Annotated in this window: 1 protein-coding gene and 2 pseudogenes; all 3 read left to right on the top strand. The window is 67.5% G+C overall.

Going from position 1 to position 1,515, the window contains the following annotated elements; translation table 11 throughout:
- A pseudogene (locus FVW20_RS14915) lies at positions 1–253 on the top strand (hypothetical protein); the annotation flags it as partial.
- 19 nt (positions 254–272) lie between these two features.
- Positions 273–1,187, top strand: coding sequence for a major capsid protein (locus FVW20_RS14910; RefSeq protein ID WP_190246082.1), 915 nt, complete (start codon positions 273–275; stop codon positions 1,185–1,187).
- Between the two features lie 75 nt (positions 1,188–1,262).
- Positions 1,263–1,515 (top strand): annotated as a pseudogene (locus tag FVW20_RS14905) (hypothetical protein); the annotation flags it as partial.

Genomic DNA, 1,515 nt, shown 5'->3' with positions numbered 1-1,515 from the left:
TTCCCGCTACGACGAGCGCATCGATACCGCCCGCCGCGCCGTGCGCAGCCTGGACGCCCGCATGGAAGGGCGGCTGGCCCCGCTGGTGCGCGCCGGACTCGGCAACCATCCCGCCTTTGCCGAGTTGATGTCTCTGGTGGGCGAACGCATGGGCGAGGATTCGCTGGGCGCGGGCGCCGGCCCGGCGGGCGCGCGCGGCGAGGCAATGAGCACCGAGGATTTCCTGCGGACCGTCGTGTTCGCCAAACGCTAACCGCCAGGAGGCATCCGGCATGGGCAAGACGCTGAAGGAACTGAGCAACGAACAGGCTTCCACGCAGCCGCAGCAGGTGGACGGGCTGACCGAGGAGGCTCCCATCCTGGGCATCGTTCCCTTCGAAGAGGCCAGCCACGGCCTGTGGAACATGTACGAGGACGTGGAAGAGGTGCAGGGCGCGGGCTGGGTGGAGATGAATGCGCCCCTGCCCTCTGTGGAGGTGACCAGCAACCTGCGCAAGGTGGACCTGTCCATCCTGGGCGGCGAGATCGAGGTGCCGGAAGACACCGCCCGCATGTTCGGCGGCAAGGAGAAGTACTTCTCCAAGAAGATGCCCAAGGTGCTGCGCCGCTCGGGCATGTCGGCGGAACAGCGCATCATCTACGACAACTTCCGCGCCTTCGCCCTGGACCACGGCAAGGTCACCGACGCCGGGGCCACGGCGGGCGGCTGCTACTCCATGCTGGCCGTGCGCTTCGTCGAAGGCGAAACCTGCGGCCTGTACAGCCCGGAATGCTTCAAGCAGGGCACCGTGCTGGACGTGCAGTCCATCAACGGCGGCGAACTCTACAAGGCCACCAGCGGCCAGTACCAGGGCGTGCTGGTGTTCGGCCTGCGGCTGAAGTCGTACCTGGGCATCCAGATCGCCAACCCCCACAGCGTGGCGGCCATCGTCAACGTCAGCCGCGACCATGTGCCCACCGAGGCCATGATCGACGACATGCTGGCCCAGGTGCGCGCCACCTCCGGCTCCACCTACCTGTTCATGCACGAGCGCGCCCGCAACCTGCTGTACCGCTACAAGGCCGGTGCCCTTCAGATCGTGCCGGGCGGCAAGGACATGGACCGCCAGATCACCCACTGGAACGGCATCGAGATCGTCACTTCCTACAACTTCAAGGACGGCACCGAGCAGGTGCTTGCCCTGTAGCGGCCCCGCGCCGCGCCCCTTCCGCAACACCATGACGGCGACCGCCCGGCGGTGCCGATGAACAAGGAGAAACGCATGTACGGACACATGCTGCGTGTGCATGGCGAACATCTGGCCAAGGGGCAGGATCTGCCCAAAAACGCCCAGGCCGTGGGCAACGGCGGCCCGCAGCGCGCGGGTTCGATGATGGGTGCGGCAGAGGTGGCCGCCGTGGCCGCCACGCCGGTCACCCTGGGCGACGGCAAGAGCCTTACCTTGATGCTGGAAGACAGCGATGACGGCGCCGCCTTCGCCGCGCTGCCGGTGTCGTTCCGGCGCACCGCCCCCG

This window comes from Nitratidesulfovibrio oxamicus (assembly GCF_015731765.1).
Taxonomy (GTDB): Bacteria; Desulfobacterota; Desulfovibrionia; order Desulfovibrionales; family Desulfovibrionaceae; genus Cupidesulfovibrio; species Cupidesulfovibrio oxamicus.
The sequence above is the reverse complement of the archived record's forward strand: the minus strand, read 5'-3'. Positions and strand labels throughout refer to the sequence as shown.

Excerpts from the sequence above, each read along its gene's own strand:
- FVW20_RS14910 (WP_190246082.1), top strand. The coding sequence starts at position 273 with ATGGGCAAGACGCTGAAGGAACTGAGCAACGAACAGGCTTCCACGCAG.